Annotated in this window: 9 protein-coding genes and 2 pseudogenes; all 11 read right to left on the reverse strand. The window is 38.0% G+C overall.

All coding sequences use genetic code 11. The features are described 5' to 3' along the window. Positions 1–18: 18 nt before the first annotated feature. The 11 genes and pseudogenes from hrpA to ACLKMH_RS20035 all read right to left on the reverse strand — a co-directional run bounded on the left by hrpA (position 19) and on the right by ACLKMH_RS20035 (position 13,381). Positions 19–3,905, reverse strand: a pseudogene (hrpA, locus tag ACLKMH_RS19985) (ATP-dependent RNA helicase HrpA). Positions 3,906–4,009: 104 nt separating this feature from the next. Then, positions 4,010–4,234 (reverse strand): zinc ribbon domain-containing protein, encoded by a 225-nt coding sequence (locus ACLKMH_RS19990; RefSeq protein ID WP_413699668.1) that lies wholly within the window; start codon positions 4,232–4,234, stop codon positions 4,010–4,012. 21 nt (positions 4,235–4,255) lie between these two features. Continuing rightward, positions 4,256–5,722 carry a ribosome biogenesis GTPase Der gene (der, locus tag ACLKMH_RS19995; RefSeq protein ID WP_413699669.1) on the reverse strand — a complete coding sequence of 489 codons (1,467 nt, stop codon included), beginning with the start codon at positions 5,720–5,722 and terminating at the stop codon, positions 4,256–4,258. A gap of 82 nt (positions 5,723–5,804) precedes the next feature. Further along, a pseudogene (gene bamB, locus ACLKMH_RS20000) lies at positions 5,805–6,977 on the reverse strand (outer membrane protein assembly factor BamB); the annotation flags it as partial. Positions 6,978–7,018: 41 nt separating this feature from the next. Next, a complete protein-coding gene (locus ACLKMH_RS20005) occupies positions 7,019–7,690 on the reverse strand; it encodes a tetratricopeptide repeat protein (RefSeq protein ID WP_413699670.1) in 672 nt (223 codons plus the stop codon). Positions 7,691–7,730: 40 nt separating this feature from the next. Continuing rightward, the gene (hisS, locus tag ACLKMH_RS20010; RefSeq protein ID WP_413699671.1) at positions 7,731–9,002 is read right to left on the reverse strand and encodes a histidine--tRNA ligase; all 1,272 of its coding nucleotides are present in this window, start codon (positions 9,000–9,002) and stop codon (positions 7,731–7,733) included. A gap of 109 nt (positions 9,003–9,111) precedes the next feature. Next, the gene (gene ispG / locus ACLKMH_RS20015) at positions 9,112–10,221 is read right to left on the reverse strand and encodes a flavodoxin-dependent (E)-4-hydroxy-3-methylbut-2-enyl-diphosphate synthase (protein WP_413699672.1); all 1,110 of its coding nucleotides are present in this window, start codon (positions 10,219–10,221) and stop codon (positions 9,112–9,114) included. A gap of 21 nt (positions 10,222–10,242) precedes the next feature. Continuing rightward, the gene (locus tag ACLKMH_RS20020) at positions 10,243–11,286 is read right to left on the reverse strand and encodes a RodZ domain-containing protein (RefSeq protein WP_413702415.1); all 1,044 of its coding nucleotides are present in this window, start codon (positions 11,284–11,286) and stop codon (positions 10,243–10,245) included. A 22-nt stretch (positions 11,287–11,308) separates the two neighbouring features. Then, on the reverse strand, positions 11,309–11,953 hold the full coding sequence (pilW, locus tag ACLKMH_RS20025) for a type IV pilus biogenesis/stability protein PilW (RefSeq protein WP_413699673.1): 645 nt from the start codon (positions 11,951–11,953) through the stop codon (positions 11,309–11,311). Continuing rightward, a complete protein-coding gene (locus tag ACLKMH_RS20030; RefSeq protein WP_413699674.1) occupies positions 11,925–12,089 on the reverse strand; it encodes a hypothetical protein in 165 nt (54 codons plus the stop codon). Before ACLKMH_RS20030 ends, pilW begins: the two co-directional genes overlap by 29 nt. Before the next feature lie 173 nt (positions 12,090–12,262). Continuing rightward, complete coding sequence (locus tag ACLKMH_RS20035; protein ID WP_413699675.1) at positions 12,263–13,381, reverse strand: bifunctional tRNA (adenosine(37)-C2)-methyltransferase TrmG/ribosomal RNA large subunit methyltransferase RlmN; 1,119 nt, start codon at positions 13,379–13,381, stop codon at positions 12,263–12,265. Between the last annotated feature and the right edge of the window lies 1 nt (position 13,382).

Below are 13,382 nucleotides of genomic sequence, written 5' to 3' on the forward strand. Positions count from 1 at the left end.
ATGCCAACAGTGCAAACTCTAGCCCTTTAATTCGGTTAACTTTTGTTTTACTCGCTTCGCAGAAATAGGGTAAGCTGTTCCTAGTTGTTGTGCAAAGAGCGATACTCTTAACTCTTCCATCATCCAATAGATCTCAGCTAACTGTTCATCTTCTTTTTCATTGCTCAACATTGTTTTACACAATGTACCATAGCGTTGCTCTAATTCATGTAACTCAATGGTATTTAACCTGTCTTGATTAGGACTGATTGGTAGCTTCTCTAAACGCTTTTCTAAGGCCTGTAAGTAACGTTTAATATCAGGAAGCTTTTGCTCACCAAATTGACAGAGCGAACCCAGGGAAAATAATACGTTCTAACTGAGACTTTATATCTCCCTGCGCCACCAACATGGTTAAATCAACTTTGCCTTTTAGTTTTTTATTAACGCCATGAGCAAGGGTTAATACCTCTTCCACTAATTGAGTAATAATTAATGTTTTATCGGCCAGTTCTGCTCGTACCTTTTCTTTTTGCGTTTCAAACGCGGTAGCATCCTGTGGCGTTATATCGCCCTGTAAAATTGAATCAACGGCACAGGCAATGCAATCATCAATTAAATCTTTGATCTGCCCAAAGGGGTTAAAATAAAGCCCTAATTTTGCTTTATTTGGCAGACTTTGTTGTAAATATTTAATTGGAGACGGAACGTTTAATAAAACTAAACGGCGTAAACCATTTTTGTTGACACGTTGCGCCTTTGCTTCGCTATCAAATAACTCAATCGCAACACTTTTATTTTTATCAACTAAGGCTGGGTAAGCTTTAACTTCATAACCTCCATGATCTTTTTTGAATGATTTAGGTAACTTGCCAAAATTCCACTCTAGTAAATCTGTTTTTTCAATGCCTTGCTTTGATACCTTAGATAAGGTCTTTTTAACCTGCCCTTTTAAATCATGTTGAAGTTGTACTAAATCCGTCCCCACGGCGAGTACTTTTTTATCATCATCAATAATCGTAAATTTAATACGAAGATGTGTTGGTAATGCATTAATATCCCATGCACCTTCGGGAATTCTTACACCTGTCATGCGTAATAACTGCTTTTCAAAGGCTTCATATAATGGCGTTTTTAAGGGTTCTAAATTAGCCATTGTAGCTTGGGCATAATTTGGTGCAGGCACAAAATTACGTCGAATCGGTTTCGGTAAGGTTTTAATAAGTGCAATTAATAACTCTTCTCGTAACGCAGGAATTTGCCATTCAAAACCATCGGGTTTTATCTGATTTAATAACGCTAATGGAATTTTGACTGTTACACCATCCTGCGCAGTGCCCGGTTCAAAGGCATAACTAAGCTGTAACTTAAAATTGCCCTGTTGCCAATAATCAGGATAAGCATTCTCGGTGACATGTGTTGCATTGTGCGACATGACATCATCACGTTGATAATTAAGTAAATCTGGTTGCTTTTTTCTCGCGATTCCACCAACTATCGAATTGTTTTGCACTACACACATTTTGCGGTACATGCTCATCATAAAAACTAAATAACGTTTCATCATCCACCAAAATATCGCGACGACGAGATTTGTGCTCTAACTCTTCGATATCGTTTAATAATGCTTGGTTGTCTTTAAAAAATTGGTGACGAGTATTAAATTCACCTTCCACTAAAGCATGACGAATAAATAACTCACGACATAAAATCGGATCAATTTTGGTATAAACCACTTTACGTTTAGTAACAATCGGTAAACCATAAAGCAATTGATTTTCAAAGGCTCCCACTACGCCTGATTTTTTCTGCCAATGTGGTTCAGAATAACTGCGTTTAATGAGATGCTGTGCCTGTGCTTCTACCCACTCTGGTTTAATACGCGCACTGATACGACCAAATAATTTAGAGGTTTCAACTAATTCAGCAAACATCGCCCATTTAGGTTGCTTCTTAAATAAACCTGACCCCGGAAACATAAAGAACTTACTGTTTCGTGCACCAAGGTAATGTTGCTCTTTATCTTTATAACCAATATGCGATAGTAACCCAGCCAATAAGGCTTGATGAATATTATCAGTGTCAGAAACCTGTTGATTAACTTTAATATCGAGTTCATCAATGACTTGTTTAATCTGCTCATAAATATCCTGCCACTCACGAATACGCATGTAGGCAAGAAATTCTTTTTGACACATTTTTCTAAACTGATTACTAGAAAGTGAATCACGCTGGTCTCTGATGTAAGTCCAAAGATTTACAAAGGCCAGATAATCAGAGTCTTTATCATAAAAACGTCGATGCATTTCATCGCTAGCTTGTTGCTTCTCGATGGGCCTCTCACGAGGATCTTGAATACTTAAAGCGGCACTAATTACCATCACTTCATGCACACAGTTATATTGTTGTGTAGCTAAAATCATACGTGCTAAACGCGGGTCAACGGGTAATTTTGCTAATTGACGACCTAGTGGCGTTAATTTTTTACGTGGGTCTTTAGCCTTTAAGTTAACTGCGCCTAGTTCTTCTAATAGACTAAGACCATCTTTAATATTTCTATCTTCAGGCGGTTGCACAAAGGGAAATTGATTTAATTCTCCCAACCCAAGTGCCAGCATTTGTAAGATGACAGAAGATAAATTAGTACGCAGTATTTCAGGATCAGTGAACTCAGGACGACCATTAAAATCATCCTCTGAATATAGTCGAATACATACACCGGCACTAACACGCCCACAACGCCCCATACGCTGATTTGCACTAGCTTGTGAGATTGGTTCAATTGGTAATCGTTGCACCTTAGTACGGTAGCTATAACGGCTAATACGCACCGTCCCCGTATCAATAACGTATTTAATGCCAGGAATAGTTAGCGAGGTTTCGGCAACATTGGTGGCTAATACAATACGACGGCCACGATGTGATTGAAATATTCGGCTTTGTTCAGCATTACTTAACCTTGCAAATAAAGGTAATACTTCGGTATCGCGCATTTTTCGTTTTGTTAACGCTTCAGCGGTATCACGAATCTCTCGCTCACCGTTCATAAAGATGAGAATATCACCTCGTCCTAAACGCTGTAATTCATCAACCGCATGAAAAATACCTTCTATTTGGTCACCATCGCCATATTCATCTAATGGACGATATAAGGTTTCAACGGGAAAGGTACGACCAGATACTTCAATAATGGGCGCTTTGTTACCCTTAGCATCAGAAAAATGTTCAGAAAAACGTTCAGGATCTATCGTTGCAGAGGTAATAATAACCTTTAAGTCAGGACGACGAGGTAACAGACGTTTCAGGTAACCTAATAAGAAATCGATATTAAGGCTACGCTCATGCGCTTCATCGATAATGATAGTGTCATATTTTGTAAGAAAACGATCTTGCTGTATTTCAGCAAGTAAAATACCATCGGTCATCAATTTGATATAAGAGTTATCACTTACCTTATCGGTAAAACGAACTCGATAACCCACTGACTGCCCTAACTCTGTATCGAGCTCTTCTGCTATTCGATTAGCAACCGTACTTGCTGCTATTCGTCTTGGTTGCGTATGACCAATTAAACCACTTACCCCACGACCTAACTCTAAACAAATCTTAGGAATTTGCGTGGTTTTACCAGAGCCCGTTTCCCCGGCAATAATCACTACTTGATGGTTTAATATTGCTTCGGCGATTTCTTCTTTTTTATCGCTGACAGGTAAGTCGGGATAACTAATATCAGGCAAGTTATCAAAACGAGATTGGCGTTTATCCATTGAAGCTTGAATATCACAGGCTATTTTAACTAAACCTAACTCGGCTTTTTCTTTATCTTTAATATGTTGGTTATTTGCTAGACGACGAGAAAACTTAAATTGATCTTTAATTAAAACTTGGGAAAGATGTTTTTTAAGGGTGTTTACAGAGAGAGTCAAAATAGTTACCTAGCAAAATCAAAAAAGCGATCCTAGCAAGGGTAACAAAAAAGCGCAATGAGTAGCCCCATTGCGCTTTATAATTTGAAATTTTAATGAAATGATTAATCTTCTTTTAGGGTATACACCGCAGAAGACTTACTTTTTAATTCGTTACAGCTATTACACCAAAAACTCACTGCACCGCAGGCTTTTAAACGTTCTATTTCATCACCACATTCATTGCAAGCAATATGCAATTTAAAGTCACTTTGACAAGCATCGCAGTGACGTTTTAATTCACCACTACGTACTAACTCAGCTGAACACTTAGGACAATTTAGTTGCATATTAAACCTCTCTAATGAAGCCTATTTCTTATTATAATGACTCATCATACGTTTTCTTTTATGTAGTTGATTAGGCGTTAACTTCTGACGACGCCCTTCAAAGGGATTATGACCTTCACGGAATTCAATACGAATAGGTGTACCCATAATTTTCAAAGAACGACGGAAATAATTCATCAAATAACGTTTATAGGAATCAGGTAGTTTTTTAACTTGATTACCATGAATAACAATTAACGGTGGGTTATAACCACCAGCATGCGCATAACGTAACTTAACACGACGGTTTTGTACCATAGGAGGATTATGGTCATCGGTTGCCATGTTCATAATACGTGTCAACATAGACGTTGAAATACGCTTAGTTGATGAGTCATAGGCTTCTTCGATTGACTCGTATAAATGCCCTACTCCTGTTCCATGCAACGCCGAAATAAAATGAATTTTAGCAAAATCAATAAAACCAAGACGTCGATCAAGTTCGCTTTTAACACGCTCTTTATCGTAATCTGTCATGCCATCCCATTTATTAACAGCAATCACTAAGGAGCGACCTGCATTTAGCGTATAACCTAAAAGACAAAGATCCTGCTCTGCAATACCATCACGCGCATCAATAACTAATAAAACGGTATTACTATCTTCGATTGCCTTTAAAGTTTTAATGACAGAAAACTTTTCTACTGTTTCATTTACTTTTTTACGTTTGCGAACACCCGCAGTATCAATTAATACATATTCTCTATCATCACGAGTCATGGGAATATAAATACTGTCACGTGTTGTCCCAGGTTGGTCATAAACCACCACACGTTCTTCACCTAAAATACGGTTTGTTAACGTTGATTTACCTACATTTGGTTTACCAATAATCGCCAATTTGATTGGCATAGCGACTAGACGTTCTTGCTCTTTTAAAAGCTTCTCTTCATCATCTTCAACATACTCTGAATCAACAACAAATTCATCTTCGTCATTTTCATCAACAACCGGGGTTTCAAAGAAACCGTCTAAGGCAGTATCTATCATTTGGCGAACACCTTTACCGTGTGCGGCGGCAATATGATAAACCTCACCTAAGCCTAGACCATAAAACTCAGCACAGGCAGTATCAGCATCAATACCGTCGGTTTTATTAGCAACAATGAAAACTTTCTTTTCTTGCTTACGCAGATGTTCTGCAATCGCTTGATCCGCAACCATCATGCCAACACGGGCGTCTACCATAAACAATACAGCATCAGCTTCATCAATCGCCAGTAATGATTGTTCTGCCATTACTGCATCAAGTCCTTCTTCATCACCAGTGATACCACCTGTATCAATGACGATAAATTCATCTTCATCAATTTTTGCTTGTCCATATTTACGGTCTCGCGTTAAACCCGGAAAATCAGCGACAAGCGCATCACGAGTGCGTGTTAAACGGTTAAATAGCGTGGATTTACCCACATTTGGACGACCTACTAAGGCGATCACTGGTAACATATTTTGTGTATCCTTTAAAACTAAAAAAGCCCCTCGTCAAAAAGGCGAGGAGCGATTATACGTACTGCGCGTAATATTACTATTACTTATTTATTGAAGGCTTCTCAATAGCAATCAGATCACCACTACGTGTTTGTACATAAAGGTAATTATTGCTAACAACGGGTCGCATGTATAAACCATCTGAATCTAAAGACTGTTGTGCAACAAATTCACCTGTATCACGATCAAGCCAATGTAAATATCCTTCGCCATCACCGACAACAATATATTCATTAGCAACAGAAACACCCGTTAAATTACGGTAAGACAACTGTTTATTAACCCAATTTTCCAAGCCAGTATTTCTATCAATAGCATAGACATAACCACGATAATCACTCAAATATAAAGAACTGCCTGATAAGGAAATCGCGTTATATCCTGAGTATTTACTTTCCCAGAGTTGCACACCTTTAAGCAAATCTATGGCCAATAAATTACCGTTATAAGCTAGGGTGTAAATAACACCATTTCGGATAATAGGTTCCATATCCGCATCAACAATACGATCTAATTCAGTCGCACCGTAAGGACGAGCAACGGGTAATTGCCATAATGCTTGCCCTGTTGACAATAAAGCAGTAGCAACAAAACCATCAGCACGCCCGTAAACAATACCACCCTGTGAAATACTTGGTGTAGCACTACCACGAAGCGATAGTTTAGGTTGGTTATTATTTAATACCCAAACCTCTTTGCCTGTTGCGCTATCTAATGCAATTAAATCACCACGACTAGTATGAACTACTACAAAACCGGTCGAATAAACAGGGCTTGCAATAACTTCACCTGATACTTTAACTAACCAACGCAACTCGCCATTTTCTTTATCAATAGCTAAAACCTGTGCGTTTTCAGTACCAATATAAAGTGTGTCTTCGGCTAAGTGAATGCCACCAGAAAAAAGAGCTGAACGATTTAACTCGTTACTTTCATGATCACTAAAATCAGTTGACCAAAGTGTTTTCCCGGTTTTAGCATCAAAGGCTTTTACATCACCATCTCGAGAAGCAACATATACAGCTTCATCATCAGCGACAGGACTCAATTGTGAGTAATATTTATCAACACCACTTCCAATGCTACCTTTCCATGCTACTTGAGGTTTATAAGTGGCCTCAAAAACTGGCAGTTCAGCCATAGTTACAACATCTTCTTCGCTAGAAAAAATCGAACACCCTGTTAATAACAAAGTAGATGTCGCTAATGTTAAAAGCTGTTTAAACCCTTTTTCATTATTATCTCAACTATTTATTAATTGCTTAAGACAGGATCAATGGCTTCATTTTCAACATTGATTGCAAGGTCATCAAACTGTAACTGTAAAATAGGATCTACACGCCCATCACTTGCTTCAATAGCAGTTTGAAAAGCAGTTCTTGCAACATCTAAGTCATTTTTTTGTAAATAAATAGACCCTTTTACTTGTTCTGCTTTGGCATAAAAACCTTCTTCGGTAACATTTTCAAGTGTCGCTAAGGCTTCATCTAATTGCCCTAATTCCATCTCAACTCTTGCTAAACGCAGATTAATAATAGGTTTAAGGGGCTCATAGCTATTTTGGCTTTGAACTTGTATTAATTGCGTTTTTGCTAATGCAAAATCACCTTTAGCAACAGCTTCTTTAGCTAACAATAAAGACGCTAATACTGCGTAATTACTACTATCATTTTCTGCAATGAAAGATTCAACTGCGACAGTATCTGCATCTTCGCCTTGTGCCTCGAATTTAGCTAACATAGTCGTGTAAGCCTGTGATGCTTGCTCCTGCCCTTCAATCACAGAATCGTTATAAAAACGCCATCCCCACAGACCAGCTAAACCAACGACCGCACCAATAACTAGGGTATTTCCGTTATCTTTCCACCACTGTTTAATGGCATCAACCTGTTGGTTCTTCCGTTTCGTACCCTTCAATAATATCAACCACAATTGTTCCTTAATAAATTATTTCTTTTTAATACGTTTAAAAATAGCTAGGTAATACCGTAATTAACTGATCCATTGCAACGGTTTGTTGCTCAGTATTGCCTTGTAAATCTTTAATTGTGACACAGTTATCCTGTAATTCTGTTTCGCCAATAATAAGCGCAACTTTTGCACCACTTTTATCGGCACGTTTCATTTGCTTTTTAAAGTTGCCAGCACCACAGTGATGCATCATTTTAAGTTCAGGTAATGCATTACGAATTTGCTCTGCCATTTTAAAACCGGCAATATCGGTATCTTCACCAACTAGCACACTATAAATATCAACATCCGACTTAACGTCACTATTAAGCTCAAGTTCACTGAGCATTAACACAATACGCTCAAGCCCCATTGCAAAACCAACCGCAGGAGTTGCTTTACCACCAAGTTGCTCAACTAGTCCATCATAACGACCACCAGCACAAATGGTACCTTGCGCACCAAGGCTTGATGTTACCCATTCAAATACAGTGCGATTATAATAATCTAAACCACGCACTAAACGTTCATTAATCACGTATTTAATACCAGTCGCATCTAGGTACGCTTGTAGTTTTGCAAAATGAGCTACTGATTCGTCATCAAGATGCTCAGAAAGTTTCGGTGCATTCACTAAAACTGCTTGTACATCTTTGTTTTTACTATCTAGCACACGTAATGGGTTAGTTTTCATACGACGTTTACTATCTTCATCAAGTTTATCTTGATGAATTTCTAAATAGTTAACTAATGCTTCTTTGTATAATGCACGCGCTTCATTTGAACCTAGAGAATTTAACTGCAATTCAACGTGTGAATCAATGCCTAAGGCTTTCCATAAACGTGCAGAAAGTAAAATAACTTCAGCATCAATATCTGCTGTTGCGATACCAAAGGTTTCTATCGCAAATTGATTAAATTGGCGGTAACGACCTTTTTGAGGACGTTCATGACGGAACATAGGCCCCATGTACCACATGCGACGTTCTTGATTGTACAATAAACCGTGTTCATTACCGGCACGCACACAGGAAGCAGTTCCTTCTGGTCGCAGTGTTAAACTGTCACCATTATCATCGAAGGTATACATCTCTTTTTCGACGATATCTGTCACTTCACCAATAGAGCGTTTAAATAGCGCAGTGCTTTCTACAATAGGCATACGAATTTCTGAGTATCCGTAACTACTAACTACACTTCGTAACAGGGTTTCTAATTTTTGCCAAACAGGAGTTTGCTCAGGAAGGGTATCGTTCATACCACGAATAGCTTGAATCTTTTTGGACACGATAAATTCTCAATACTGATTAATAAAAATATATGGATTATTATATATGGATTATATAGAAAAAGCCCGCCATGTGTAACCACGGGCTTTGCTAACTTTGGGCTTATGGCTAAACTTTAATAATAAGGTTGTTAGGATCAGTGCGACTCACTCGAGCACGAATTTTTGCCTCTAGCTGATCAATCACATTATTATTATCAAAACGTTCCTTCTGACGTTTCCCATCTTCATAGAAACCACTTTTTGTTTTACCACCCGTAATACCAATATCTGAAATTAAGGCTTCGCCTGGGCCATTAACGACACAACCAATAATCGATACGTCTACAGGGGTAATAATGTCTTCTAATCGTTCTTCTAGGGCATTCACCGTTGCAATCACATCAAATTCTTGACGCGAACAAGTTGGACAAGCAATAAAATTAATTCCACGACTGCGAATACGTAAGGATTTTAAGATATCAAAACCGACTTTTATTTCTTCAACGGGATCAGCGATAAGGGAAACACGTAAGGTATCACCAATCCCCTGAGATAGTAACATGCCCATACCCACAGCAGATTTAACACTACCACTGCGTAAACCACCAGCTTCGGTGATCCCTAAATGCAAAGGTTGGCTGATTTGTGTTGCCAGTAGTTGATATGATTCTACTGCTAATAAAGCATCGGAAGCTTTTACACTGACTTTAAACTGCTCAAAATTAAGACGGTCTAAAATATCAACATGTCGTAACGCAGAATCAACTAAGGCTTGCGCCGTTGGTTCACCATATTGCTCTTGAATATCGGCTTCAAGTGATCCACCGTTAACACCAATACGAATAGGAATATTATTATGACGCGCACAATCAACAACATTTCTTATACGTTGTTCATTACCGATATTACCAGGATTGATACGTAAACAATCAACCCCATATTCTGCTACTTTAAGTGCAATTCGATAATCAAAATGAATATCTGCAATTAAAGGAATGTTAATTTGTTTTTTTATTTCTTTAAAAGCTTCAGTCGCATTCATGGTTGGCACTGAAACACGTACCATGTCTGCACCAACGGCCTCTAAACGTTTAATTTGAGCAACTGTGGTCGCAACATCCGTTGTTAAAGTATTAGTCATTGATTGGACTGTAATTGGTGCGCCACCACCAACAGGCACATTGCCAACCATTATTTGTTTGGAAACACGGCGAATAATTGAAGAAGTATGACTCATTGCAACAACTCTGTAATAAATTTAAGTGAGTGGCACAGTAAATTGTGCGCTACGACCTGGTGTAAAATCACCTTCGATAACTTGATCTTGATATTGTATCTCTACGGCACTTGGATCGCCTAATTTAAGTTTAAAAGGCGCCATTCCAGATAACATTAATTCACGTCCTTGAGTATATAAACCAAAGGCAATTCGCTCACCAGTAGCATCATAAACTTCAGTCCAGCATTCGCCATTAAATACCAAAGATAGGTTTTCCGGAGCACCATCGGCAGAGTCATCTTGCTCAACATCACTTTCAAGCACACTGTCTAAAGCGACAACCATCTCTTCAACCTGAGTTTGTGACTCATCAGAAGCGGATACTATGTCATTAACAATTGCTAAAGGAGCATTTTCTACACTATTACTTTCAGAATCACTAATATCCGAACTAACATCACTACTTTGTGGTGCCTCTGTCTGAATTAAAGCTTGCGTTTGTTGCACAGGCTCATTTGATTCAACAGCCTCGGCAACGTCAGTTGTCTCACTTTGACTACTTTTTGCGCTTTGAATAAGTAGTTTTTTTGCTAAGTCTTCTTTAAATTCATCCTCAGAGGTTAAACCTGACATTGGCTCACTCGTCGAAAGATTTAAGCCAAGAGCATTAAACACTTGCGCCTGGAAAAAATAAACCGGCAGAGCAATCAATAGAATTAAAAGAATAAAAATAGGCCAAAACTTAGAACGCTTTTTAGTTCTGGGAATAATCAGGTTTGAAGATTTTAAGGTTTGTTTTTGCTTTTGTGCAGTATTAATAAGTTGATATTCAGCATATTCCTCTAAATTACCTAAACCGACCAATTTTGCATAATTTGATAGGTAACCACGTAAATAAATAACTGGATATTTTTTGCTTTCTATAATTTGTTCAAGGTTTTCTTCAAGATCACCAATTGTCACCACACCTAAATTCAATTTTTTAGCGACATCTTCTATGGATAAAGTAGCACTCACTCGTGCGCTTTGTAGCGCTTTTCCTAGGGGGTAGCAACCTCTGAAGACGCTAGGAAACTTGGAAATTCATTATTTTCATCTGGCATGGTTAATAATACTCATGGTTTAAATAGTCTAAAGCACGTTGTGACTCTGGAAACTCTGATAATAGCTGTGTCGCATACTTGTTCAGACTTGCGCCTTTCTCAGTGGCATAACTTAAACGAATTGACTGCCACAAACTTTCAGGTGTTGCTTTACTTTTCTTAAGAAAATTAAATATATTTAATTGTGCGACTGTAAATTCTTTTTTATTAATATTTAAATTTGCAAGTGAAAGGTGAAGGCCTATTTTATTAGGGTTATGGGACAATGCATATTGATAATAATAAATCGCTTTATCAAAGTTTTGCGCTTTTTCAGCACAATAAGCCGCATTCTCATAGGTATCGGCAACATTGCTATAACTTGTTTGCTCGATAGCCGTTAAAAATTCTTTTTCAGCTTCTTCATATCGTTCTTTTCGACACAAAAAGGTACCATAATTATTATGAGTATCTGCATTTTTTGAGTCTAAGCTTAATGATTTTTTATAAAACTTTTCCGCATCTTCATCTTCATTCACACGTTGCGAATAATAGGCATAAATACGATAAATATTGGCATCGTTAGGTTGATATTCTAGAGCCTTTTCTAGGTTCTCTTTTGCCAGTTGCATTTCATCTTTACGTAAATAACGTAATGCAAGCTTCACACGCGTATCGGCAGACACTTTGAGGATCAAACTGTGTTTTGATTGTCGCGCCTGTATTTTTTGTTGTCACCGTTGTTTCACTAGTGACACAGGCACTTAAAAATAGAACAGATGAAAGAACAAAAAATAAACGCATATTTCCCTCATAAAATTTAAATATGTCAGCATACCTATAAGATATCAGCTAACACGGCAAAAGTATTTAGCGATAACAATAGATATGCATTGTGAACCAAGTCATACCATTTTTCATACTATTTATAACAGTAATACTACTCCGATCATCCCATCATATGAAGATTTGATTTTTTAACTCTCTGAAATGGCAATATTTTCACCTTTTTGACGTTTCTTAATGACACGTTTTGTTCGATCGATAACATCACCCACTAATTGTCCACAAGTCGCATCAATATCATCGCCTCGTGTTTTACGCACAATAACGGTATAGCCATATTCCATTAATACCTTATTAAAACGATCCACACGACTATTACTTGGTTTTTCATAATCATTACCCGGGAATGGGTTAAATGGGATCAAATTAATTTTACAGGGAGTATCCTTCAAAAGAATCGCTAATTCATGAGCTTGATCCGTGGAATCATTGAAGTGGTCTAACAATAAGTACTCGATAGTCACTTTACCACGGTTAGCTTTTGATTTACCAATATAGCGTTTCACCCCAGCTAGGAAGTCTGCAATATTGTATTTGTCATTAATAGGCATCATTTGCGAACGTAAATCATCATTAGCCGCATGCAATGAAATCGCTAGCGCAACGTCAATTTTATCACCTAAAATATCTAATGCAGGCACTACGCCTGATGTCGATAAGGTTACACGACGCTTAGAGAGAGCATAACCTAAATCATCCATCATTAATTCCATTGCTGGAATAACATTATTAAGGTTCAATAATGGCTCTCCCATTCCCATCATCACAACATTAGTGATCGGACGAGTCCCCTTTTCTCCCATAACACCAACAATTTTAGCCGCACGCCAAACTTGACCGATAATTTCAGACACGGTTAAATTACGATTAAAGCCCTGTTGTGCTGTTGAGCAGAAATTACAGGCAAGCGCACAACCAACCTGAGAAGAAACACAAAGCGTCGCACGTTCTTTTTCTGGAATATAAACCGTTTCAATATCTTGATTTCCAACGCGCATTACCCATTTTATCGTGCCATCGCTACTGCGCTGTTCAACCGACACTTCTGGGGCGACAATTTCAGCACGCTGTTTGAGTTTTTCACGTAGCTTTTTATTGATGTTGTCCATTTTATCGAAATCATCACAACCAAAATGATAAACCCATTTCATGACCTGTTCCGCACGGAACGCTTTTTCGCCGATTTCAACAAAAAATGCACGCAATGCCTCACGGTTAAGATCTAACAGGTTTACTTTTTTAATACTCATT

This window comes from Psychromonas sp. KJ10-10, assembly GCF_047323245.1.
Taxonomy (GTDB): domain Bacteria; phylum Pseudomonadota; class Gammaproteobacteria; order Enterobacterales; family Psychromonadaceae; genus Psychromonas.

Coding starts and splice junctions, on each gene's coding strand:
- ACLKMH_RS19990 (WP_413699668.1), bottom strand. CDS start 4,234: ATGCAACTAAATTGTCCTAAGTGTTCAGCTGAGTTAGTACGTAGTGGT.
- ACLKMH_RS20030 (WP_413699674.1), bottom strand. CDS start 12,089: ATGCGTTTATTTTTTGTTCTTTCATCTGTTCTATTTTTAAGTGCCTGT.
- ispG (WP_413699672.1), bottom strand. CDS start 10,221: ATGAGTCATACTTCTTCAATTATTCGCCGTGTTTCCAAACAAATAATG.
- der (WP_413699669.1), bottom strand. CDS start 5,722: ATGTTACCAGTGATCGCCTTAGTAGGTCGTCCAAATGTGGGTAAATCC.
- ACLKMH_RS20035 (WP_413699675.1), bottom strand. CDS start 13,381: ATGAGTATTAAAAAAGTAAACCTGTTAGATCTTAACCGTGAGGCATTG.